The organism is Chryseobacterium candidae, from assembly GCF_004916905.1.
In the GTDB taxonomy this organism is placed as follows: domain Bacteria; phylum Bacteroidota; class Bacteroidia; order Flavobacteriales; family Weeksellaceae; genus Chryseobacterium; species Chryseobacterium candidae.
Window position 1 is genome coordinate 26,156 of record NZ_SDLV01000014.1, and the last position, 24,025, is coordinate 50,180.

The window sequence follows — 24,025 nt, forward strand, 5'->3', positions numbered from 1 at the left end:
GCCCGGAAACTTTTACTATATACTAGTCGTTTACGATTAAGATTTTGAAAGAATGGTATTGATGATCATATTCGCGTGAACCCTGGAGTTTTCAATAAACCAAAGATGGGTATCTTTTCCTCCGCAAACTACTCCTGCAAGATAGAGATTAGAAATATTGGTTTCCATGGTTTCAGGATTATAAAATGGATTGAGGCAGTCGCCGTTGATTTCTATTCCTGAATTTTTCAGGAAGTCAAAATCGGGAAGATATCCGGTCATGGCCAGTACAAAATCATTGTCAATTTCATGAATTTCTCCTTTTTCATCTTTAAGAATAACAGTATTTTCTTTGATTTCTATCATTTCTGCATTAAAATGAGCTTTAATGCTTCCTTCTGCAATTCTGTTTTCAATATCCGGTTTTACCCAATATTTTACACTTTTGGAAATCTCAGAGTGACGGACAATCATCGTTACCTCAGCACCTTTTCTATAGGTTTCCAGAGCTGCATCTACAGCAGAATTGCTTGATCCCACTACCACTATTTTCTGCCTTGCATAGGGATAAGGCTCGGTATAATAATGTTTGACCTTCGGAAGATCTTCACCCGGAATATTCATAAGATTTGGGATATCGTAGAATCCGCTTGCAATCACTACATTCTTGGCCAAATAGGTTGCTTTCGTCGTTTTAATCTCAAATATTTCAGCATTTTTTGAAACATTCAATACCTTTTCATAGAGGTTGATATTTAGTTTTTTCTGTCGGGCAATTCCCTGATAGTATTCCAGAGCTTCCTGTCTTCCCGGTTTGGGAGCCGCGGAAATAAAAGGAATTTCATCAATTTCCAGTTTTTCAGCAGTAGAGAAAAAGCGCATGTATAAAGGATAATTGTACAGTGAGTTGACAATGGTTCCTTTTTCTATGATTAAATGAGTAAGGTTGTTTTTTTGAGCTTCAATAGCACAGTTTAGGCCGATAGGCCCGGCTCCGATAATGAGAGTGTCCAAAATTTCCATACAACAAAGGTACGGCTGAAATTGTAAATTATGAATTATCATTTATCATTTATGAATTATAGCGGTTGGCATCAGTTTTGGTACTCTTTTTATCCACCAAAAAAACTTATCATATGAAAAAGAAAATTATTCCTCTATTAGCTATGAGTACAGTATTAGTTCTCAGTGTTGCTACAGCCTGTAAAAAAGAGGCTGGCAAACCTGTTCCCAATCAAATTGATTCCATTGCACAGAATAGAGTTGACAGTGCTGGAACCGTTCAAAATAACGTTAATAAAGAAGCTGTTTTAAAACAGACCAATGATGAGGTTTTAAAAGCTTTAAAAGATAAAGATTATACCACTTTTGCCTCTTTGATTCACCCTGAAAAAGGAGTGCGCTTTTCTATGTATGCTTATGTGGATGTAAAAGAAGATAAACATTTTTCTAAAGCAGATTTTGAGAAATATCAACCTACCAAAACCTTGTTTACATGGGGGGCACACGATGGTTCGGGTGATCCTTATAAAGCGACGATCAACGACTATCTTAGTAAATGGGTATTTTCTAAAGATTTTACTACGTCACAATATTCAGTTAATAAATTCATTGGTGGAGGTAATTCTCTGAATAATTTAAAGGAAATCTATCCTAAAGATGACTTCACTGAAAACTATATTAAAGGAACCGAAAAATATGGTAATATGGACTGGAAAACGGTTCGTTTTGTATTTGAAGAATTTCAGGGTAAATATTATCTGGTTGCTGTTTTGAACGATCAGTGGACGATATAGAAACAAGAAGCAGGTGCTGGAATTAAACTTCCAGCCTCTAACTTCCATTTTTTTTTATTTCAAAACCTCAGTCAATTGACTGGTAAGGTTTTTTCTTGAAAACTGTTCAATATTTTGAGTGTTTTTGAGAAGGCTGCCATTTTTCCAAAGTTCAAATTTTTCAAGAATAAACTTTTTTACCGTTTCTGTATCCTGATAATTAAAGTGTTTTCCTGCCTGTGTTTCCTCAAGAATTTTTGCCACATCAGCTTTTTCAGGCCCGAAGGAGAGAATCTGTTTTCCTGAAGCCAGATATTCAAATATTTTTCCGGGGATGATTCCTTTTGAAGATTCATTTGGGAAGTTAGTGATAAGAAGCATGTCAGAATTTTGCATTTCTTCTACCGCTTTACCATGAGCCAGATATCCAAGATTCAAAATATGATTTTTTAAATTCGAATTTTCAATAGCACTCAGAATTTTATCATCTATTCTTCCTACAAACTTCAATGTAAAATCATCTGCAAAATCAGCGTTTTCCTTGATCAGTTCATCAAGTGCTTTCCATAGATTTTCTGGATTTCTAAGTTGCTCTAAAACTCCGATATAACTAAGTGTAAATTTATTTTCACCCTTTTGTCCTTTCGCTTTTTCGTCCGAATCACTTTCATCAAATCCATTTGTAATGCAAACGGCATTAGCTCCTGCTTTTCTGAAGTTTTCAGCATCGGTATAACTTGTTGCCAGCGTGATGTCTGCATTTTTAAATACAGCACTTTCCAGCTGACGGTGTTTTTTATCCGAGCTTTTGGTTAATTTCAGATGTTTGTAATAAGAAATCTCTGTCCATGGATCACGGAAATCGGCAATCCATTTCAGGTTCGGTATTTTATTTTTCAATCCTAAACCAATCAAATGGAGCGAGTGGGGCGGACCTGATGTTACAATGGTATCTATGTTATTTTCTTTCAGGTATTTTTCTAAAAATGCAATAGAAGGTTTTACCCAAAAAACTCTGGCATCAGGAATGAAAAAGTTACCTCTTACCCAAATTGAAAGTCTGGATTTCCAGCTTTGGTTTTTTCCAACATCAAACTGTCCCGCTTTAAATTTTTTATTGCTTTTGTTCAGTTTTTCAGCCAGTTGATAAGGTTCCCAGATTTTGGTTCTTACCATCTCAATATTTTCAGGAACGTCTTTCATCAACGTTTCGTCCAGCAATGGATAACTTGGATTTTCCGGAGTATAGATGATCGGTTTCCAGCCAAAATCTGGCAGATATTTTGCAAATTTCAGCCACCTTTGAACACCAGGACCTCCCGCAGGAGGCCAGTAATATGTGATAATCAATATTTTCTTCTGTTCCATTTATTTACTTAATGGTCTTTGTCATTCTGAACGAAGCGTAGCGCAGTGAAGAATCTCACTCTATCTCTTCATTGAGAAATTTCCAATCTGGATTGAATTCTTTAATTAAGTTTTCTTTCTTTTGTCTGGTCCAGCCTTTTATTTGTTTCTCTCTATTTATTGCTGTCTCAATGTCACCAAAATGTTCAAAATATATTAAATAAAAGCATTTATATCTTGAGGTGAAGCTTTTTTCAACAGCTTCTGGATTTTTATGCCAGTATAGTCTGTTCTTCAAATCGTTGTTGACTCCTGTATATAATACTGTCTTTGTTTTATTAGTCAGTATGTAAACATAGTAATTATGAGTGCCTAACGTTTTCATTTGAGATTCTTCATTACGCTATGCTTCATTCAGAATGACATTCGTAATATTATTTAAAAACCTTATTATACTGTTTAAGCTTTTTATTCAGCTGCAATCTCTTTTTTCTTGTTCTTATTCATCCAGAAAAGTCCAAATGCTGCCAACAGGATAAATAATCCGAATGAAAGAAGAGAAAGCCATTTCCCTTTTTCAATCACTTCAGGTTCAAAAACCATTCTGATATGGTGGTTTCCTGCCGGAACATGTACGGCACGAAGCAAATAATCTGCTTTGATGTAAGGAACTTCTTTCTCATCTACTAACACTTTCCATCCATGAGGATAATACACTTCAGAGAATACAGCCAATTGAGGCGTCTTCGACTGAGATTTAAATTCAAGTTCGTTAGGCTGGTATTTTATGAGAGTAATAAATGCTGTAGAATCTGCCTGAACCGGTTTGTTATCAAAATATGATTTGTCAGATGAAGAAATGACAGCCGTTTTTTTGTTGTCTATAGTCCCGATAGCTTTTATTTCCTGGTTAGGAGTATCTACAAATTTTAAATCACTTACAAACCATGCATTTCCGTTGGCTTTTGGATTAGGAACAACCTGTGGCTGCTCAGGGCCTCCGAAAACCATGTATTTGGCATTTAATAAGTTTAAAATATTAGGTGTTTTTACACTGTCGACACTATTAATGTATTCATTTAGTACATCATCGTATCTTCTTAATTTAACTGCGTGATAACCTCCAATGGAAGCCTTAAAATAAGACGTATTGGTTTCACTGGTTACACCCAGTGTCTGGTTGTAAATTCTGTAGTGCGTTTTGTCTTTTTCAGCAATCGTTTCCAATGTTTTGTTGATGTTGACATTGGATAAAATAGATTCCAGATTTGGATTTCCCTGAACTTTTTCAGCCAGCAGATCTGAGCTTTCTGTCTGGAAAGGATTTTCAGCAAAGATTTTATCTACGTAGTTTTCATCGTTTAAGTAACGCTTATTTACCGTCCAAAGGTCAAATAAACTTACAAGCCCAATCACTACCAAAGCAATATTCTGATTAAGCTTTTTCTTTAAAGTTAAGAATAAAGCAGCTGCAGCAATCGCTACATAGATGAATGCTTTTATCGCATCTATTCTGAATAGTTTATATCTTTCATCTACAAGATAATCGAGAAGGAATGGAGGGAAGTAGGTTTTTTCGCTTTCTGTAGCAAAGCCTAACAATGACTTTCCAAAGATTAAAAGAATCAATAAAAATCCTAACGTTCCGCCTCCTACATACATCAGAATTTTCTGCTTATATTCTTCAGTCAACTTTTCATCTGTAAAGAATCTGTATAATCCCAGAATAGCAATTAGCGGGAATAATAACTCTACTACCACTAAGATGGATGAAGGAGCTCTGAATTTATTATAGAACGGTACATAATCGATAAAGAAATCCGATAATGGCATAAAGTTACTTCCCCAAGCCAGTAAAATGGTCAGGATGGAAGCTCCCAAAATCCAGTAACGGTATTTTTTTGAAGCAAAAAAGAATCCTAATAAGGCAAGGAAACATACAATAGCTCCCTGATAGGCTGGTCCGGAAGTTCCCGGCTGGTCTCCCCAGTAGGTTACCCCGCTGAAACCTTTGGAAATTCTATCCATTTCTGCCTGTGAACCTACATTTTCCTGAACCAGTTCCTGAACTCTGTTCATGATTTCTTTTCCTTCAGGTTCCTGGCTTCCTCCACCCATTAATCTTGGAATGAAAAGGTTTAAAGTTTCCAGTTGCCCATAGCTCCACATCAGCATGCTCTCTTTGTCCATTCCGGATTTTCCTGAAGTATGGCTGTCGTTCGTTAAAATCTGTTTTCCACGAACCGTTTCTTTTACATATTCAGAATTGGCCATGATTCTTTGTGAATTCATTCCAACTCCAATAACACATGATGCCGCAATAATTCCTGATGAAATAAGGAAATGTTTCATCGGTGTCTTTTTCTGGATGGCTCTGATGAGTTCAGATAGGAATAAGAATGCTAAAGCAAGGAACAGATAATAGGTCATCTGTGGGTGGTTCGCAGCAATTTGAAGACCCATAAAAAGGGTAGTGACAATGAATCCCCAGATGTATTGTTTTCTGATATACACCAGTAAAATTCCGGCCAGCAGCGGTGCAAAATATTCAATGGTATTGACTTTACCATTATGTCCGGCGGCAATAATGATATAAAAATAGGTGGAAAGCCCGAAGAAAGTGGCTCCTAAGAGTGCATATTTCCAATTTCTGACTACTACCATTCCCAAAAGGAAAAAACCTGCAAACAGCAGGAAGAGATAATTAACCGGCCTTGGCAGGAAATTCAGATTGCTGTCGATTTTTTTGATGATGTCACCTTTGAACTGGCTTCCCATCTGATAAGTCGGCATTCCCCCAAACATGGAGTCACTCCAATAGGTCTCATTTCCGGTATTAGCTCTATAATCGAGCAGTTCTTTTGCTCCTCCTCTGTATTGCACGATATCGTGCTGGAAAAGCTGTTTCCCTGAAAATACAGGAGTGGAATATAAAAATGCTAAAACTATAAATACTACTAATGAAGCTGCAATATAAATTAAGTTTTTATTTTTTGCCATGCTGGTTATTATCTTTTATTTCTTGGAATTTTTACCTTTTGTCCTTACTCTCTTTCACCTCTTCGTAGTCTACCGTTTCTGCATCCCAGTTAAGGTTCTGTTGGTTATTCTTATTCGAGTTGTGTAGATCCTGCTGTTTGTTATTCTGGTTATCATTATTGAAACGATAGCTGTAGAATGTCTTAAAGAAAATTCTTTTCAGAATATTCCAGACAAAGAAAATAATAATGGCAGAGAGTACTAACTCAAGAATGTACTTCATAATTTTTTTGTTTAAAGTTCAGGGCTTAACATGTAAACTTTAAACCCTGAATGTTTATTCAAGTTATTTGGCAGATGGGTTTACCATTACCGAAGAATTGGAAACGCTCTTCATAGACTGAGATTGTTTTCCATCTGAAATGGTTTCTATCTGAGTTGTTTTTACGTTGATATTCTGGTTGGTAATCCATCCAGTACTTTCGTCAAATTTAATGGTTCCGTTCTGAACCAGTTCACTGCTCAGGCTGTGTGTAATGGGCCCTTGAGCTTTCTTTTCTGTTTTCTTAGGAATCCCTCCGGTTACTGCAATTTCTGCTGCTCCGTTTCCTAAACTTTTAAGCACATAATTCGATGTTACTTTTACGCTTCCGCTTGGGTCAGCATTTTCAGAAGTTGACCACTTTTCTCCCATTTTTACTCCTTTTTTAGGAATAATCATCAGGTTTTTATGGAACTGATCTTTCAGTACTTTTTCGTTGAATGACTGCTTAAGGCTCGCTACTACGCTTGCTTTTTCATTGGCATCTTTGATAAGTGTACCTACGGCGTTACCTACTTTTGTGTAAACAGCATCAAATCCGGTAATAGAAATTACATTCCCTTTTGTATCCATCTTCATCTGAAGTTTGTTTCCGGTAAGCGCTTTGTTGACATTCCAGATCATTTTAAGATCATCTTCTTTAGGAAGAGGAAGTTTAGTGTCTACTACTACCGTTTTTCCCTGTGCTGACTGAGAACTTCTCTTTGCTACAAGGTTAAGGGTCATCTCATATACGTTTCCTTTGATGTCATCCACTACAAAATTCATTTCATCTGTAGATTCGCTGGTAGCCGTGATAGATTTTCCCTGAGGATCTGTCATCGTTTTTACATCCCTCTGATAAGTGGTAAGTGGATATGTCTTTCCTTTTTCTAATTTGAAAGTCTGTGTAATAACTCCCGCAGAGTCTTTAATTGCCGGATTTTCTGCCACTTTTGCTACAGAATCAGCAGGAACTTCTATAGTTACTGTCTTTCCGGTTTTAGGATCTACTTTTGTTATTTTTGCCGTTTCTTTTTTACAGGATACAAGGGCTATTGATGATATAAGCGCAAGCGCTGCAATGTTCTTCATTTGATTTTTTTAACTTTATTTTTTACTACTATTTCTTAATCCGCAATATCATGCGGTTTTGCTTCATATTCTCCACCTGATTCATTGGAGAAGATTATGATTCTGTATTTTTGACAGATAAATCTGAAATACATATAAAAATAATATCCTCACAATACTGCAGCGTGATTGTATTGCCCTGGTTTATGGATTGGGTATTACGGTCATTTTTTGTCTTACCGCTTCATACAAAATCGCTCCACATGCTACAGATACATTCAGAGATTGAGTTTTTCCTTCAATAGGAAGTTTTATTTTTTCATCAGCATGATGCAATACTTCTTTAGAAATTCCGGTTTCTTCATTTCCCATAACAATAGCGCATGGCTCTGTCATATTAACATCATAAATTAATTTCTGAGCTTTTTCACTGGCTGCATACACAGAAATTCCGCTTTGCTGAAGGAAATCTACTGCATGAGCAAGGTTGTTTTCTTTACATATTTTAATGTTGTAAATAGCACCTGCAGAAGTTTTTATAGCATCGGAGTTAATAGGAGCTGCACCCTTTTCCGGAATGATAACCGCGTCTACTCCTACACATTCTGCCGTTCTGCAGATCGCACCGAAGTTTCTGACATCAGTAAGTCTGTCCAGGATTAAAAGAAAAGGTGTTTTTCCCTGTTCAAATAATTGTGGAACAATATCCTCCACCTTATGAAACGGTACATCCGAAATAAAAGCAACCACACCCTGATGGTTTTTTCTTGTAAAACGGTTCAGTTTTTCAACCGGAACATAATTGGGACGGATTTTATTTTTCGCTAAAATGGCTTTTAATTCAGCATAAATAGGACCCTGAAGTGCATTCTGCACAAAGATCTTGTCAATCGTTTTTCCCGCTTCAATTGCTTCAATCACGGGACGCAGCCCGAAAATAAAATCGTCTTTCATTGAAAATATATTATATAGTTATAGAGTGAATTGTCAATCGTGAATTTTACTTTGTAAGTCAATCTGCGGATGCATATTTACATTTGACTATTGACTTGCGCAGCAAGATTCACTATCTGCCTTTCTCTCCTAAAATTGCTCTTTTTTGTGCCATCACATATCCGTAATGAAGGGTTTCATGCATATTGTTGAAGATGATAGCATCCTGTATGCTTTTCAGATCCATTCCGAAACTTGTGGTGTAAGGAGTGTAATCTGAGAAGAAATCACTGTCATAATCCTTCATTAAAATCTTTGAAGTTTCTGTAAGCAAAAATTCTAAATCTTCCACTTCAGATTTCTGAACATTTAAGTTGGGTAAAGTTCCTTTCTTGTAGGTCTCAATCCAATACTTATCAATACGGAAAGGATTTCCGCTCAGGTAATAGTGCAGCAGCTGCTGTGTGGCAACAGTATGTGCAATATTCCAGTAGATATTGTTGTTGAAACCATCCGGAATCAGAATCAGGTCTTCATGAGAGGTATTCTGAAGGATATCTAATAGGTTCTTTCTTACCTGTCTGTGTGCTTGAAAATGATAATTCATTTTACAAAATTTTTAATCTCCAAAAATAGTTTAATAAACTGGAAATGACAATTTTTGAACAGATGATTGAAGCAAAATTTATATATTTTTATGAAAAAAATTAATAATCTTATTGAGTTTTAAGCCTTCAGCAATTCATAACCTCGCATCAATGCCGGAATTTTTAACAAACTTTAACTCAAAAATGGCATTTATTATGTTGATTAATGCAAGTATTTATCAGAAATTTACCACTTATTTTAAATCAAGCTATGTCAGAGATATATCAAGCTGAAGATATCCGCCAATTGACGGAAAAAGTAAAGGAAAAAAACTACTTATTTTCTCTTCTGAGACAGGAAATCAACAAAGTTATTATTGGACAGGAATACATGGTAGATCGTCTTTTGGTAGGACTTTTGGGAAATGGACACGTCCTTCTTGAAGGAGTACCGGGATTGGCTAAAACCTTAGCGATAAAAACATTGGCAGACGCTGTTCATGGAGATTTTTCAAGAATTCAGTTTACACCGGATTTACTTCCTGCTGATGTAGTAGGAACCATGATCTTTAATATCAGAGACAATGATTTTTCTATAAAAAAAGGGCCGGTATTTGCGAACTTTGTTTTAGCGGATGAGATCAACCGTGCGCCGGCAAAAGTACAGTCCGCTCTTTTGGAGGTTATGCAGGAAAAACAGGTGACAATTGGTGATGAAACCATGAAACTTCCAAAACCGTTCCTGGTATTGGCAACGCAGAACCCAATTGATCAGGAAGGAACTTATTTGCTGCCTGAAGCACAAAGCGACCGTTTTATGTTGAAGTGTACGATCGATTATCCTGCTTTTGAAGACGAAAGACAGGTGATGAGAATGGTTTCAACATCCCATCAGCCCACAGTGAAACCTGTCATTTCCCTTCAGGATATTGTAGATGCGAAAGAACTTATCAATCAGATTTATCTCGACGAGAAAATTGAAAAATATATACTGGATATGGTGTTTGCAACACGTTATCCGGAAAATTACGGTCTTTCTGAGCTTAAAAATTATATCGGTTTCGGAGCTTCTCCAAGAGCATCCATTAACCTTGCTATTGCCTCAAGAGCCTATGCCTTCTTAAAAGGAAGAGCATTTGTAATTCCGGAAGATGTAAAAGCACTGGCAAAAGATGTATTAAGACACAGGATGGGCTTAACCTTTGAAGCTGAAGCAGAAGAAATTTCAACAGAAGAAATTATTAACAGAATTTTAGCAAAAATACAGGCACCATAATGAGTGATGTGATCATAAGAAAAGCAGTTCAGGAGGATTGTGCTCCTATGTTAGGTTTGATAAAAGAATTGGCAGAATATGAAAAAGCATTGCATGAAGTAACCGTTAGTTTGGAGGATTTTACTCAGGATGGTTTCGGAGCTTCTCCCGTTTGGGGAGCTTTCGTGGCAGAATATGAAGGAGAAATAGTTGGAATATCATTGTACTACGACAGATATTCAACATGGAAAGGAAGAAGGCTGTATCTGGAAGATCTGGTTGTGACAGAAAAACTGAGAGGAAAACAAATAGGAAAGAAATTATTTGATGCAACGCTGGAATATGGTAAAACCCATAATTACAGCGGAATGGTATTCCAGGTACTGAACTGGAATGAACCTGCCATCAATTTTTATAAAAAATACAGCCCGAAGTTTGACAATGAGTGGTTGAATGTTTCTATTGAATTAAAAGATTAACCCCGAATTCCGCACTCAACATTAAACTTAGAATTTTAAACATTAAACTCGTCTATGCAGATAAAAGATATTGTAAAAAAAGTAAAGCAGATTGAAATCCGTACCAGAAAAAAGACGGAGGCTGCTTTAATGGGACAATATCACAGTGCCTTTAAAGGGCAGGGGATGACTTTCTCGGAAGTACGTCCCTACCAGTTTGGTGATGAGATCAGAAGAATCGACTGGAATAAAACCGCACGTTTCCGTGAGCCATTTGTAAAAGTGATGGAAGAAGAAAGGGAATTGACAATGATGATTCTCGTTGATATTTCCGCTTCCATGGATTATGGGACAAAGGTTCAGCTGAAAAGGGAATACGTAGCCGAAATTGCGGCCAGTTTAGGCTTTTCAGCAGCAGGTAATAATGATAAAGTAGGGCTGATCTTGTTTGCTGATAAAGTATACAAAGTCATTCCTCCTCAAAAAGGAAGAAAACATATTCTTTCCATTATCAGTAATATTCTCACTGCAGATTATGTTCCGGCAGAATCTAAAATAGACAAGGCAATGGAATATATGATGGGAATTTTTAAAAGAAAATCTCTGGTATTTCTGTTTTCAGATTTTGAGGATGCCTATGATTCCAAAATGCTGAGAGTAGCTTCAAAGAAACATCAGTTGCTGGGAATGAGGATTTATGATGAAAAAGATAATGAAATTCCTGACGTAGGATATGCCCGTTTACTTGATGTGGAAACCGGAAAAGAAATATGGGCCAATACTTCCAGTGCAAGATGGCGATATACCTTCGCGGAAGCTCAAAAACAAAAACTGAGAGCCCTGGAAGAAGATTTTGCCAACAGCTCTGCCAGTTTTATGAATATCAATACCGGCTCAGATTATTCAAAATTATTGTATAATTACTTTCAGAAAAAATAACATCGGGCTTTGCTCGTAATTAAAAAACATGAGGCAGCTGCCTTTATTATTTTAACATTGAGAAAAATACTTTTAATATTATCTTTTCTGATCTGTGCAAATGCTTTTTCACAGATATTATCCTCTAACGTAGAAAAGAAGACTCTTGCTCTGGGAGAAATTAATCATCTTACCATAAAGATTGATAACCTTAATGAACAGCAGGTAACTTCGGCTGCCAAAAATGAGCTGCTCCCTTTTCATTTTGAAGAAACTAAAGACAGTATCGGACAAACGGCTAACACGTATGAAAGAAAGATAGAGTTTGCTGTTTTTGAAGAAGGAAAATTTACCATTCCGGAACTGGAATTCAAAGTAGGAGATCGAATACTTAAAACGATTCCTTATGAAATAGATGTCATTAATACAGCTCAAAAAGCAGATCAGATCAATGATATCATGAATAACAAGCAGGTGAAACTTGAACCCAAAGATTACTGGGAGCTTTACAAGTTTTATATTCTTGCAGCATTGGCAGGGATTGCACTGGTCATTGCCATTATTATGTTTGTAAAATGGGGAAGAAAATCAAAGAGTTCCCCTGTAGTGGCTACCAATCAGACCTTAAAAGAACTTGATTCCCTTAAAAAGAAAAAATATATTGAAGGCGGAAACTTCCGTTCATTTTATGTGGAACTGATCGATATTTCCAGAACCTTCATTACAAAACAATACCGCCTTCCGGCAGATGTACTTCTTACTGATGACCTTATAGATGTCATGAAAAAAAATAATACAATCTCGCAGGACAACGAAAAAATAATAGAAGATGTATTTCTTAGAGGAGACCTGGTGAAATTTGCCAAAACATTCCCGGATCAGGAAACCATGGAAAGAGATTTTGCCAATATCAGGGATTTTGTGAAAAGATCATCCAAAGATTTAGAATTTGAAAACTTAAGAAAGGATGTTTAATTTTGAGTTTTACAGCCCATGGTTTTTGCTGCTTTTTCTGCTGTTTATTCCACTTTTAATTAAGGATATTGGAAGAAATAAAAGAAAAGGTATAAAAGTTCCTACGGTAAAAAATATGGATCATAGCGGCGGCATCCAGGGTGTACTTTTTTTACTGAAAATTTCGAAGTATATCATTCTTTCTGCGTTGATTATTGCCATGGCAAGACCGAGAACGTTTACGATTTCTCAGGACAGAGATGATACAAAAGGGGTTGATATTATGTTATCTATTGATGTTTCCTTAAGTATGCTGGCAAAAGATCTCACTCCGGACAGAATCACAGCATTGAAAGATATTGCTGTGAAATTTGTCCAGAAACGCCCGAACGACAGAATAGGTGTGGTTGCTTATGCGGCTGAAGCTTTTACTAAAGTTCCGGTTACCTCAGATCATCAGGTCGTTATTGATGAAATTAAAAATCTGAATTCTGCAGGTCTTGAGCCTGGAACAGCTATCGGAGAAGGTCTTTCCGTAGCGGTGAATCATTTGATTAAAAGCAAAGCCAAAAGTAAAGTAATCATTCTGATGACGGATGGCGTAAGCAATATTCAGAATGCAATTCCTCCACAGATCGCAGCTGAACTGGCAAAAAATAATAATATCAAGGTATATTCAATAGGAATAGGAACCAATGGTTATGCACTGATGCCGACATCTCAGGATATTTTTGGAGACCTTATTTTTACGGAAACAGAGGTTACCATTGATGAAAATACCTTGAGAGAAATAGCACAGACAACGGGAGGTAAATATTTCAGAGCTACCTCAAACAGCAGTCTGGAAGAAGTATATAACGAGATCAACCAGCTGGAAAAATCTGATGTAAAGGTTTCCAAGCTGTACAATTATGAAGAATATTTTAAAATATTCCTTTGGATTGCACTGGCTATATTGGTGTTGGATGCATTGTTGAGATGGGTGTTTTATAAAATTTTAAGCTGATGAGTTGGTCTTTAGGAAATTATTGGTATTTATTTTTGCTGTTGCTTCTGCCGCTGTTAGCTTCTTTCTTGATCCGTTTTTTACAATGGAGAAAGAAGAAGAGAGAAATTTTTGCAGGTAGCCAGTTTCATGATAATTTATTCGAAAAGAGTTCGGGATTTACAAAATTTTTCCCCGCCTTATATTTATTGGGAACATTGTTCCTTATATTCTCTATCATTGACCTTCTGAACGGTTCAGAAGAGGTAAAAAGTACCCAAAAACTGAACAATGTGATCTTTATGCTGGATGTATCCAATTCTATGAACGCTGAAGATATAGATCCAAGCCGTTTGACAGAAGCCAAAAATCTGATGCTGGCTACCATGAAGAAAATGAATAATGACAAGGTAGGTATCGTGATTTTTGCAGGAAATGCCATGTCTATTATGCCTCTGACAACAGATTATAATTCTGCCGAAACTTATATCAGCGGTATTGAAACCAGCTCTATGCAGATTCAGGGAACAGATTTTCTGAAAGGAATGCAGGCTGCTGCTGAAAAATTTAAAAATGTAAGCAAAGGATCCAGAAAAGTAATTCTTTTGAGTGACGGTGAAGATAATGAAGGAAATGATAATGCTGCCATCAGATTGGCTAATAAAGAAGGAATAAGCATTACTTCTGTAGGAGTGGGTACAGATGAAGGTGCTCCGGTTCCGGAATATGTGTTCGGACAGCTGATGGGTTATAAAACCGATGCCAACGGAGGTACGGTGATTTCAAAAAGACAGACAGAAGCATTAAAGAAAATGGCTGAATCTACAGACGGAACTTATATTGACGGAAATAATATCAATGAAGCTCCGGACAGAATTGTAGAAGCAGTTAATAAAAAATCTGCCGGTGCGGAAACTATGGTGAAATCGCAAAATGCCAATCATTATTACCAGTATTTTCTTGCAGTATCTCTTCTGTTTTTCTTTTTAATTTATATTTTTAATCCCAAAAAAGACTTTAATGTGTAGAATTCCTTTATTTATAGAAGAAATTCTACAACTACTTTAACCGAATTTTAACAAATAAAACTCTGTTTCTTAACATATAAAGGAATAATTTTGCAAGTGATGAATACTAAAATCATATTTTTATCGTTTATTGTTGCCCTTTCGTTCTCAGGCGTCATGTTTGGGCAGGAAAGCTATAGAAATTTAGTGTATGAAGGCAATCAGAAATTTGACGGTAAAGATTATGAAGGTGCCTCCTCCAAATATATGGAAGCGATAAAATCCAATGATAAAGATTTTACCGCTCATTACAATATGGGGAACGCATTGTATAAAAGTAAAAAATACGAAGAAGCAAAAGCTGAGTTTGAAAAAGCAGAAAAACTTTCACAGACACTTCCCGATAAAACGGCTGCTCTTCATAATTTAGGGAATGCTTATATGCAGATGAATCAGCCGGAAAAAGCTGCTGATTATTATAAAAAAGCTTTGAAGCAGGATCCCCACAGTGAGGTAACGAGAAAAAATTATGAGATTGCCAAACTGAAAGAGAAAGAAAAACAACAGCAAAAAAACGAACAGAATAACTCAGGAAAAGGCGGCGGCGGAAATGATCAGAACAAAGAGGATGATCAGAAAGGCGACAAAGACAAAAAACAGGATCAGGGTAACGGCCCACAAAACGAAGGTAAAAGTGACCAGGGTGACAATCCTAAGCAGAATCAAAATAATGAAGGCAGAATGCCAAAAAATCTTGAAAATGCGATCTTAGATAAAATAAACGAAAAAGAAAAAGAAACCGCCAGAAGAATTTTAAATAAAAATTCTTATTCGATGCCTGAAAGCAACGAGAATGATTGGTGATGCAGCACAAATTAATTTACATATTGCTTACTCTGGCATCCGTAATTACTTACGGACAGGTAAATCTGTCTATGGACGCAGATAAAACCGAATATGCGGGTAAGGATATCATTAATCTGACCATTGTTCTTGAACTTAACGGAAGTGATCTTGTACAGCAGACAGGTTTTCAGCTTCCGGATCTTTCAAAATTTAATATTATAGGAAGCGGATCTGTTACCAATACCGTTATTGATCCGGCTACCAATACTTTAATTACCCAAAAAGTTTCCAGAATTGCTCTTGAGCCTAAGAAAAAAGGGAAAATAAAGATCGGTTCCGTTCTTGTTACCGTAAACAACAGGATTTATAAAACAGAACCTTTTGATGTCAATATCCGTGATATTGTCGACAGAAGATCATTGGCTGCCAATACCTCCAATGAGGTCTATCTGAACATGGAAATTGATGACCGGGATGTATATCAGGATCAGCCTACCGTAGCTGTTCTGAGAGTGTATTCAAGAAATATGGATAACCTGAGAAAGGTGAAAAATATCCGTCTTCCTCAGCAGGACAATATCAATGTACATCCTATCAATTTTGATAAATCTGAGATAGATCCTTCTGGATATGGAAATATGCCTTCACAGGTTCTGGCTATGTTTATGGTATTTCCGAATGAAGCCGGATATGTGGAAATTCCAGGAGTATCCGCTTCGGTAAGTACTTATTCAAATAAAACAAAAATTGTTTCCAATAAAGTTAAAATCAATGTAAGAAAGCTTCCTGAAGGAGCTCCGGAATGTTTTAAAAATGCTGTTGGGAACTTTAATGTCAACGTATACAACGCTTCCAAAGAAAAACCTGAAGCCAAAAAGCCTCTGAATGTAGTGGTGAAAGTTTCAGGAGAAGGTAATTTACCGGATATGGAACTTCCTAGAATTGCTGCTTCTCCGGACTATGAAGTTTTTGCACCGAAAATTACCTCTAAAGTAGCTCCGGGAACTGCGGGAATGAAAGGTGAAATCCTGGCTAATTATGTGATTATTCCTAAAAAATCAGGGGTAATTTCAATTAAGACAGAGCAATTTGCTTTCTTTGATCCTGCCAATAAAGAATATGTAGATCTTGGACAGAAAACACTGGATCTTAACGCATTTTCTCATGATCAGATTATGGAGGCTCGTTCTACGGTAGAAAAAGTAAACGAATACACCAATAACCTTTTGGAGACAGTAAATACTCCGGTGTTAAAAACCACTTCATTTAAAGTAAAAGAGAAAAGTAAATTCCACTGGAATATTCTTTTAACCAATATTGCTATTCTGATCAGCTTATTTGTTGCGTATCTGTTATTTAAAAATTGGCAAAAAAAACGTACATTAGTTAGGGAAACTGTACCTTCAAAACCTTTAGGTTCAGTAGCTGAAACAGAAAAGGAGATCAGAGAATTGATGAAAACAGATATCAATGATTATTTCGGATATCTGGAAAATCTTAAAGATAACGGAGAGTATGAAAAGTTTTTTGTAACTCTGGAAGAATTGGATGAAGAAGTAAGAAGTCAGTATTTTCAGGGCTCTGCTTCAGAGTTTAAGACTTTTCTTGAAAAGCACAACGGTTCTTCAGTGGCAGAAGAATACAGCAAGCTGCAGCAGAAAGTTCAGATGGAGAAATACAATCCTGTGAAATCAACTGAAGCTCTTGAAGAACTTTTAAAAACTATTGTTAATTTATATTCACAAATTAACAAATAATCAGTTTATTTTCATATTTTTGCGAAATTTTTAATTACAAATAGATGGAGATTTTTGATGGTTTTTCTTTTAAAGAGGTTGTTACCAGCTTTATGGTTCTTTTTGCTGTTATTGATATTATAGGCTCAGTTCCTATTATAGTAAGTCTTCAGCAGAAGTTTGGACAGATTGAAGCGGGAAGGGCTGCCATTACTGCCGGAGTTATTATGATTGTTTTCCTGTTCGTAGGAAATAAGATTCTTAAGCTTATTGGAGTTGATGTAAATTCCTTTGCTATTGCCGGAGCTTTTGTGATTTTTGTCATAGCGCTGGAAATGATTTTAGGGATTGAAATTAATAAAACTACTGAAGCAAAGGCCGCATCTATTGTACCCATCGCATTTCCGCTGGTTGCTGGTGCTGGAACCCTGACTACTGCACTATCCCTCAGAGCTGAATTTCATGATATTAATATTATCTGCGGAATTATTCTTAATACAATTTTCGTATATTTGGTGCTGAAATCAGCGAAATGGCTGGAAAGGAAAATCGGGGATGCTACCTTAATGATCCTTCAGAAAGTTTTCGGAATCATCCTTTTGGCAATTTCAATTAAATTATTCACCGCAAATTTTGCCCAGTTGGTGCAGAATTATATTAATTTTTAAAGAGTCATGAAGAAGTTTTATAAAGTATTTTTAGTACTGTTTATTGTATTCATCACCATCAATCTTTATGCTATCAACTGGCAAGCAACAGATATTCTTGGAGATGAAGATAACATTAAGTTTGTATTCTCAGCGGGTGCTGCAGCAATAGGTCTTATCCTGCTTTTTGTAATGGATACCTGGAGCAGAATTGGTGTAAAGAAATAAATTGAATTTCTCAATATAGATATAGCCTCTTTCTTTTTGAAGGAGGTTTTTGTTTTTTTAGGTGACAGGTTTTTAGGTAGCAGTGGGCTGGATGATAGTAATTATAAATTATGAATTTTCGCCGTTATTAAAAACATTATTGGATTTCATATTCAATAGGAACAGGCTTTAGCCAAGCTTATAATTATGGTGCAAAGTTCGCAAAGGTATTATTAGCCACTTTAAAATCGTTCGCAAGGGCGTTGCACTCAGCAAGGAAAACTAGACGCAAATATGTGTGAAAATCTGTGCAATCTGTGGTAAAATTAACACGTAAAAATATTATGATCTAAAAAATAACCAAGTTTTTCAATATCGCTTCAGATTTCAGTTCTGTTTCTTTCCATTCTTTGTCCGGATTGCTTTGAGCTGTTATTCCGCCTCCCACAAAAATATGTACAGAATCTTTATAAAGCCTTGCACAGCGTAGATTTACAAAATAAAGAATACTTTGTTGTGTTTCAACTTTTATATAGCCTGCATAAAATTCACGGGGAAATTTTTCATATTTACGGATATTCTCATTACAAAAATCTTTTGGAATACCACAGACAGCCGGAGTAGGATGCAGGTCCTGAATAATTTGATCAAGGTCTTCAGGTTTTATACTGGTTTTAAAATCTGTTCGTAAATGTTTGATATTACCGGAAATATGATCATAGGTTTCCGATTGTTGTACGTTGTCAGAATAGTTCTTAAGAATATCCTGAATGTAATTGGTAACCGGCTTTTGTTCTTCAATCTCTTTTTCAGACCATTCTTCAGATACGGGAAGAGTTCCGGCAAGAGCCATAGTTTCAAATTCGTGAGTCGTTTTATTAAACTTCCCTAATACTTCCGAGAAAGCTCCCATCCAAGCATTTTTTCCATCATTAAACAGATATCTGAAGGCATTGGGGTAAGTTTCACATAGATTTTTGAAACTCTCTTTATAATCGATAGATGTAAATTCTGTAAAAATCTTTCTTCTGGAGTAAACCATCTTTTGCAGGTGATTTTCTTTAATCACTTCAATTACTTTCTGTAATGTTTCGCAGTATTCTTCTTTTGTTTCGGCAGAAGAAGCAGTAGAATCGCTTATCAAACTTTTGTTATTAATAGAAGTATGAACAAATTCTGCAGCATCAATTTCAAAAATATCTCCGCTGAAGCTGATCTGTTCTAAGCTGTTATAGGAAAAAAAAGTGACAGCATTTTTTGTGTTTTTTTCATCCGCAGACAGCAGTCTCTCGTCAAAAGGAAATTTGAAATAAATCATGGGTTATGAAAGGTTTTGAAAATCATCATTGGGAAATATTATAGAAAATTCCCCCTGTGATTTTCCTTTCTACAAAGGTATTACTAGTCTTAAAGATGTCAAAATAAAAAGAGCTTAAATTTAATTTAAGCTCTTTATTTTTTATGTTGATGCAATTTATCTGTGAATGATATTGTTCGTCATTGTAGTATGATTGATCAAAAGTCCTTTTTCATCACGGATTTCAATTTCAGAAACGTGCATGGTTTTACCTTTTCTGATAAAACGTGCCGTAGCAGTTACAATACCATCTTTTTTGCTTCTTAAATGATTGGAATTGATATTGGTTCCTACTCCGTAATATTTTTCACCATCGATAAAAATATTAGACAGGCTTGACCCTAAGGTTTCAGCTAAAACGCAGCTAGCTCCTCCATGCATGATTCCAAACGGCTGATGGGTTCTTGGGAGAACAGGCATTGTGGCTGTAAGGGTTTCGTTTTCAAGATCAATATCGATAAATTTGATTTCAAGGGTTTTGGCAAGAGTTACATCTCCCCAGTTATTGATGAATGCTAATATTTCTTCTTTTGTCTTACCTTTCATTTTAATAATTGATAAATGATGATTAATTTTGCTTCTAGCTTCTAGCTTCTAGCTTCTAGCTTCTAGCTTCTAGCTTCTAGCTCGGTTCCCATAATATCGGGATTCCAGTTGGCAGGCACTTTGGGAACAATGTCATTTTTTATATAATAGTCCTGGATTTCCTGCATAATCTCTGAAAAAGGGACTGATGCTATTCTTTCATAGGGAATGGTGTAGCCCAGATAAACAATTTTTCTTTTAAAATCTCCTGCTGCCAGAACAATAGGAACTTTTGCAGCCAAAGCCATGTGATAGAATCCTTTTCTCCATTTGGGTACCCAGCTTCTCGTTCCTTCCGGAGTAATAACAAGACTGAAATCTTCCTTTGAAAACTGGTTGGCTACGAAATTCACAAGGTCATTTTTCTGGCTCCTGTCGATCCCAATACCTCCAAGCCCTTTTACGATACCTCCATACCAGGCTTTGGTGTGGGCATCTTTAATAATAATCTTTAAAGGTTTTTCCAAAGACCAATAGGCGAAATTTCCTAAAATGTACTCCATATTATGAGTGTGTGGTGCTACCACAAGGATACACCTGTTCAGATTGTTGACATCGCCCTGCAGAACGACTTTCCAACCTAATATTTTTAACATTGCTTTGCCTAACAGCTTTTTCATAAATTTCCTGGATTAAAAACAAAAAAGTATAACCAAACTTTGGTTATACTTTACAAATATATTGAAATATTATCGCTCTTAAAACAAACCGCTAATTAAATCTACGATTTTCATTACGAATTCCATTGCAAATTGTATCATGATAAGGCTGTGTTTTTGATTATTTGGTTATTAAATTTAGCTTTACGAAATTAAAACTTTTTTTTCACATAATAAACTAAATAGAGATTTATTTTCACTTTTCTGAGAGAAGAAGGGTGTGAATTTCAAACGGTTGCCATCCACCCACACCTTCTGCCACTCTCTGAAGTTAATTATTTAGTTTGTATGGAAATTTCGTTTTTTCCGTCTTTGATTTTGATGTCCATATCTTTATTTGATTTTTTGATAGTAGACACTGCAGAATCAATTACTTTCTTTGCATGGCTGTTCGGAACCTTTTTTCCATTGACGATGATACTGTCCTGATCATCAGAGTTATACTCAATACTGGAACCGTTTACCGTGATTTTATTTTTTTCAATTCTGATACCGTTGTTGTCTTCATCCCCATCCTGATCGCTGTCATTGATACCGTCTCCGTCTAAGTCACCATCCATGTTGATATGGTCTTTTTTCATAGATATAACCACCATTTTCTGAGGAACTACAAGTTCATAATCAAGTCTGTAATCTCTGAATCTGTGTTCATATGGATATTTGATGTAGTTTGGAAGTAATACTTTATTATTTACCACTTCTACAGGAACTGTCAGCTGGATAGGGAAGTTATATCCTTTTCCTTCTTTTTTGATGATCAGATAAGGCGTTTTAATATCTGGTTTTCTTGTAACATCTACAGAAATATAATCTTCCTCATACACCGATCTTTTATCAGAGTAAATATCATTGTTGTACGCTTTAAAGCTCTGAGGAATGTTGATCTGTTTTACATCCACATACACAGTATCTGAAGTAGTGTTGATGGCAACATTTTCTACGTCTTCCTTGCTTCCTCTGTAAATCATGTCTTTCTTAGCCATGCTTATTCCGAAGTAAGTTCCAAGCCCGATCAAAAGAAGGAATAAACCACCTACAACCCATCCGATATTTCTCAGTTTTGTTTTTGGAGAGAAAATCTTGATGCTTAATAAGCTGAAAAGGATTGCCGGGATTAAGCTTCCGATCACCATCATCGCAGCAAGCACTTTGTCAAGCCCCTGATCATCCATATAGAATCTGATCTCATTAGCTCCCGGGAAGTCTGTATCCATTCCGAAAAGACCGAATAATACAAATACTCCGATAATACTTCCTACAGCCATCAGTACGAAGAATCCTCCTACGATATACTTGAATACATTCCAGACTCCGCTGCTTGCATTGTTGATATATGGCTTGTTTTCGTTGTAGATTTCTCCGACCCTCTGAGTAGATTCATTGGCAAATTGTACCAATTTGTTAGACTCATTCTTAAGATTGTCGAAGTTCATAGGCTTTCCCTGCATTTTCAGGAAATCTGCTGCTGTTTCAGCTTTTGGAAGTACGATCCAAAGGATTACATATAAAAGACCTATTAATGAAGAGGAAATGGCTGCTGTGAAAATTCCTAATACGAAGATTCCCAGCCAGATTGCTCTCATGGTAGTAATATCCATTCCTACATATTGAGCTAAACCTGCACAGACTCCTGCTACTTTTTGTTTTTCCGGATCACGGAACAGCTGCTTTTTATCGGTATAATGAGTCCCTGAATTATTGTTTCTGGCAGATGTTTTTTCAGAATAATAAGCTTCTTCCTGTTCTTCGATTTTTTCAGGGCTTCCGATCTGTGCGATTACCTTTTCTACATCGGTATCGTTAATCACTTCACGTTTTCCTAAAGAATCTTTGAAAATCTCCACCATTCTTATTTCTATGTCATGCATTACTTCATCAGCCTCAGAAGCATCCAGAGAGCTTCTCAGTGCGTTCAGGTAATCGCTGAGCTTTATATATGCGTGTTCTTCTATGGTAAAAGAAAAACCTGCGAGTCCTATTGAGAGTGTCTTGTTCATAGCTTTGTTTTTTAATTTTGTTGAGTGATTTGGTTTACTGAGGCTGTCAGTTCATTCCATGTATTGAGAAGTTCATCCAGGAAAAGTTTTCCTTTTTCTGTGATCTGATAATATTTTCTGGGTGGTCCTCCGGTAGATTCTTCCCATCTGTAAGAGAGAAACTCTCCGTTTTTAAGTCTTGTAAGAAGAGGGTAGAGGGTCCCTTCCACTACATCCAGTTTTCCTTTTTTCAGTTCGTCAATAAGATCAGAAACATACATTTCGCGGTTATTGATGAGACTTAGAATACAGAATTCCAGAATTCCTTTTCGCATTTGCGCTTTGGTATTTTCGGTATTCATCTTTGATAAGTTTTGTTAATTAGTTATATAATTTTCGAAGTTCGGAACCTAGCTAGTTGTACCTATTTCGATTTTACATTACAAAGATATGTAATTAAAATGGTATTATGCAATACAAAGTAGTGAAATTTTTAAAATAAATTATTTAATACACTGATAATCAGGTAAATAATTTTCATTTAAAATTTATTAGAAATAGATTTGAATGAAAAATGGTGAAAAAAACACTTAAATTTTAAGTAAGAATGAAAGAAATGAGGATAAAAGAAAAGTAACCAGCTATCATTCATTACTCATTATCTGATTTTGAGGTCCGTATCAGTATTCGTATTTTTGTTAGAAATAATAACATCTAAATCATTTGTAAAAAGTAAATCTAAAAGTACTTACAAAAGAAAAGATAAATAATAAACGGGTAACCACAGGGTATGCTCTTCAGAACAATATAACAGAGAAAAGTAAAATGAAAATTCAGAAAGAGATCGATTTTATTCTTGCAGTGGATGCACTTAAAAATGTACAGCGAAGAAATTATAATGCAGATGATTCCCGAAGAGAGAATACGGCGGAACATTCCTGGCAGATTATCATTCTTGCCCAGATCCTTTATCCGTATGCTAAAAACCGTGCAGATATTGATTTATTGAGGGTGATAAGAATGCTTTCCATTCATGATCTTGTGGAGATTGAAGCGGGAGATACTTTTATTTTTGATGAAAAAGCAATGGTAGGAAAATTTGAAAGAGAGAAAGCTTCAGCCCAAAAAATCTTTGGAATTCTGGATGAGCCTTTACGTACAGAATTTTTTAACCTGTGGCTTGAGTTTGAAGAAGAGACAACACCGGATGCTATTTTTGCCTGCGGGATCGACAGGATTATGCCGTTTATTTTAAATTCCCATACTACAGGAAAGAGCTGGACGGAAGCAGGAGTAACAGAAAAACAAATCCGAAATATGCTTGAAAATGCTATCAGCAGAGCATCGGATGAAATGGGAGAGGCTTTTGAACTTCTTTTAAACAGAAGTCTGGAAACGGAAAAAGTGTTGAAATAATTTCAATAAAAATATAATAAATTTCGGGCGGCCAAAGGCCGCCC

25 protein-coding genes are annotated in these 24,025 nt (G+C 36.0%); 12 read left to right on the top strand and 13 right to left on the bottom strand.

What is annotated here, in order from left to right:
* Positions 1–36: 36 nt before the first annotated feature.
* On the bottom strand, positions 37–1,002 hold the full coding sequence (locus EK417_RS07580; protein ID WP_136521803.1) for a YpdA family putative bacillithiol disulfide reductase: 966 nt from the start codon (positions 1,000–1,002) through the stop codon (positions 37–39).
* Positions 1,003–1,115: 113 nt separating this feature from the next.
* Between EK417_RS07580 and EK417_RS07585 the strand changes: the two genes are divergently transcribed.
* Positions 1,116–1,775: a hypothetical protein gene (locus EK417_RS07585; RefSeq protein WP_136521804.1), complete on the top strand. Its 660-nt coding sequence runs from the start codon at positions 1,116–1,118 to the stop codon at positions 1,773–1,775.
* A gap of 54 nt (positions 1,776–1,829) precedes the next feature.
* On the opposite strand, the gene EK417_RS07590 is transcribed toward EK417_RS07585, so the two are convergent.
* From EK417_RS07590 to EK417_RS07620, 7 genes are all read right to left on the bottom strand, one after another.
* Positions 1,830–3,122 carry a glycosyltransferase family protein gene (locus tag EK417_RS07590; RefSeq protein WP_136521805.1) on the bottom strand — a complete coding sequence of 431 codons (1,293 nt, stop codon included), beginning with the start codon at positions 3,120–3,122 and terminating at the stop codon, positions 1,830–1,832.
* A gap of 55 nt (positions 3,123–3,177) precedes the next feature.
* Complete coding sequence (locus tag EK417_RS07595; RefSeq protein ID WP_076597458.1) at positions 3,178–3,486, bottom strand: GIY-YIG nuclease family protein; 309 nt, start codon at positions 3,484–3,486, stop codon at positions 3,178–3,180.
* An 83-nt stretch (positions 3,487–3,569) separates the two neighbouring features.
* Positions 3,570–6,101 carry a YfhO family protein gene (locus EK417_RS07600; RefSeq protein ID WP_136521806.1) on the bottom strand — a complete coding sequence of 844 codons (2,532 nt, stop codon included), beginning with the start codon at positions 6,099–6,101 and terminating at the stop codon, positions 3,570–3,572.
* A 31-nt stretch (positions 6,102–6,132) separates the two neighbouring features.
* Positions 6,133–6,363 (bottom strand): hypothetical protein, encoded by a 231-nt coding sequence (locus EK417_RS07605; protein WP_136521807.1) that lies wholly within the window; start codon positions 6,361–6,363, stop codon positions 6,133–6,135.
* Positions 6,364–6,426: 63 nt separating this feature from the next.
* Positions 6,427–7,476, bottom strand: coding sequence for a DUF6263 family protein (locus EK417_RS07610; RefSeq protein WP_110366717.1), 1,050 nt, complete (start codon positions 7,474–7,476; stop codon positions 6,427–6,429).
* 183 nt (positions 7,477–7,659) lie between these two features.
* On the bottom strand, positions 7,660–8,409 hold the full coding sequence (gene rlmB, locus EK417_RS07615) for a 23S rRNA (guanosine(2251)-2'-O)-methyltransferase RlmB (protein ID WP_181416097.1): 750 nt from the start codon (positions 8,407–8,409) through the stop codon (positions 7,660–7,662).
* A 112-nt stretch (positions 8,410–8,521) separates the two neighbouring features.
* Positions 8,522–8,995: a DinB family protein gene (locus EK417_RS07620; protein ID WP_110010139.1), complete on the bottom strand. Its 474-nt coding sequence runs from the start codon at positions 8,993–8,995 to the stop codon at positions 8,522–8,524.
* A 251-nt stretch (positions 8,996–9,246) separates the two neighbouring features.
* On the opposite strand from EK417_RS07620, the gene EK417_RS07625 reads away from it, so the two are divergent.
* The 10 genes from EK417_RS07625 (at position 9,247) to EK417_RS07670 (ending at position 18,009) form a co-directional block, all read left to right on the top strand.
* Positions 9,247–10,251, top strand: a complete 1,005-nt coding sequence (locus EK417_RS07625; RefSeq protein WP_136521808.1) for an AAA family ATPase — start codon at positions 9,247–9,249, stop codon at positions 10,249–10,251.
* A complete protein-coding gene (locus tag EK417_RS07630; RefSeq protein ID WP_110366715.1) occupies positions 10,251–10,709 on the top strand; it encodes a GNAT family N-acetyltransferase in 459 nt (152 codons plus the stop codon). Before EK417_RS07625 ends, EK417_RS07630 begins: the two co-directional genes overlap by 1 nt.
* Positions 10,710–10,763: 54 nt before the next feature.
* Positions 10,764–11,627 carry a DUF58 domain-containing protein gene (locus tag EK417_RS07635; RefSeq protein WP_076597442.1) on the top strand — a complete coding sequence of 288 codons (864 nt, stop codon included), beginning with the start codon at positions 10,764–10,766 and terminating at the stop codon, positions 11,625–11,627.
* Between the two features lie 57 nt (positions 11,628–11,684).
* A complete protein-coding gene (locus tag EK417_RS07640; RefSeq protein ID WP_051934306.1) occupies positions 11,685–12,581 on the top strand; it encodes a BatD family protein in 897 nt (298 codons plus the stop codon).
* Positions 12,574–13,566 (top strand): VWA domain-containing protein, encoded by a 993-nt coding sequence (locus EK417_RS07645; RefSeq protein ID WP_076597441.1) that lies wholly within the window; start codon positions 12,574–12,576, stop codon positions 13,564–13,566. The genes EK417_RS07640 and EK417_RS07645 overlap by 8 nt, the downstream gene beginning before the upstream one ends.
* Positions 13,566–14,573 (top strand): vWA domain-containing protein, encoded by a 1,008-nt coding sequence (locus tag EK417_RS07650; RefSeq protein WP_136521809.1) that lies wholly within the window; start codon positions 13,566–13,568, stop codon positions 14,571–14,573. Before EK417_RS07645 ends, EK417_RS07650 begins: the two co-directional genes overlap by 1 nt.
* 99 nt (positions 14,574–14,672) lie before the next feature.
* Positions 14,673–15,416, top strand: a complete 744-nt coding sequence (locus EK417_RS07655) for a tetratricopeptide repeat protein (protein WP_136521810.1) — start codon at positions 14,673–14,675, stop codon at positions 15,414–15,416.
* A complete protein-coding gene (locus tag EK417_RS07660; RefSeq protein ID WP_076597438.1) occupies positions 15,416–17,155 on the top strand; it encodes a BatD family protein in 1,740 nt (579 codons plus the stop codon). The genes EK417_RS07655 and EK417_RS07660 overlap by 1 nt, the downstream gene beginning before the upstream one ends.
* A gap of 44 nt (positions 17,156–17,199) precedes the next feature.
* Positions 17,200–17,802, top strand: a complete 603-nt coding sequence (locus EK417_RS07665) for a MarC family protein (RefSeq protein WP_136521811.1) — start codon at positions 17,200–17,202, stop codon at positions 17,800–17,802.
* A gap of 6 nt (positions 17,803–17,808) precedes the next feature.
* Positions 17,809–18,009, top strand: a complete 201-nt coding sequence (locus EK417_RS07670; RefSeq protein ID WP_076597436.1) for a hypothetical protein — start codon at positions 17,809–17,811, stop codon at positions 18,007–18,009.
* A gap of 328 nt (positions 18,010–18,337) precedes the next feature.
* Here the strand turns inward: EK417_RS07670 and EK417_RS07675 are convergent, their stop codons facing one another.
* The 5 genes from EK417_RS07675 to EK417_RS07695 form a co-directional block, all read right to left on the bottom strand.
* Positions 18,338–19,306 (bottom strand): chorismate-binding protein, encoded by a 969-nt coding sequence (locus tag EK417_RS07675; RefSeq protein WP_136521812.1) that lies wholly within the window; start codon positions 19,304–19,306, stop codon positions 18,338–18,340.
* 156 nt (positions 19,307–19,462) lie between these two features.
* Positions 19,463–19,891: a PaaI family thioesterase gene (locus EK417_RS07680; RefSeq protein WP_136521813.1), complete on the bottom strand. Its 429-nt coding sequence runs from the start codon at positions 19,889–19,891 to the stop codon at positions 19,463–19,465.
* A gap of 62 nt (positions 19,892–19,953) precedes the next feature.
* A complete protein-coding gene (locus EK417_RS07685) occupies positions 19,954–20,550 on the bottom strand; it encodes a 1-acyl-sn-glycerol-3-phosphate acyltransferase (RefSeq protein WP_136521814.1) in 597 nt (198 codons plus the stop codon).
* 314 nt (positions 20,551–20,864) lie between these two features.
* Complete coding sequence (locus EK417_RS07690; RefSeq protein ID WP_136521815.1) at positions 20,865–22,586, bottom strand: PspC domain-containing protein; 1,722 nt, start codon at positions 22,584–22,586, stop codon at positions 20,865–20,867.
* An 11-nt stretch (positions 22,587–22,597) separates the two neighbouring features.
* Positions 22,598–22,927: a PadR family transcriptional regulator gene (locus EK417_RS07695; protein ID WP_002977573.1), complete on the bottom strand. Its 330-nt coding sequence runs from the start codon at positions 22,925–22,927 to the stop codon at positions 22,598–22,600.
* A 463-nt stretch (positions 22,928–23,390) separates the two neighbouring features.
* Here EK417_RS07695 and EK417_RS07700 point away from each other — a divergent pair, with 463 nt between their 5' ends.
* Positions 23,391–23,981, top strand: coding sequence for an HD domain-containing protein (locus tag EK417_RS07700; protein WP_076597431.1), 591 nt, complete (start codon positions 23,391–23,393; stop codon positions 23,979–23,981).
* The last annotated feature ends 44 nt before the right edge of the window (positions 23,982–24,025 follow it).